Source organism: Pseudomonas sp. 3B-A001-10F (genome assembly GCF_056313565.1).
The window spans coordinates 1-255 of record NZ_JBQYFW010000102.1 but is presented as its reverse complement, the minus strand read 5'-3'; the positions used below and the strand labels follow the sequence as shown (position 1 = coordinate 255).

Genomic DNA, 255 nt, shown 5'->3' with positions numbered 1-255 from the left:
GGCGTTGAGCTAACCAATACTAATTGCCCGTGAGGCTTGACCATATAACACCCAAGCAATTTGCGTCGAAGAGACCAGATTGCGGTGTGTGAAGACGAAACGAACCGAAAGTTCGATGTTCACAAACACCGAAAGCTGTCACATACCCAATTTGCTGAAGCGAGGCCATCTGGTCACGAGTCAGTACCCGAATTTCTTGACGACCATAGAGCGTTGGAACCACCTGATCCCATCCCGAACTCAGCAGTGAAACGA

At 49.4% G+C, this 255-nt stretch carries 1 rRNA gene; it reads left to right on the top strand.

Annotated features, from left to right (window positions below):
- Positions 1–195 precede the first annotated feature (195 nt).
- A 5S ribosomal RNA gene (rrf, locus tag AC0ZWN_RS28925) occupies positions 196–255 on the top strand; the annotation flags it as partial.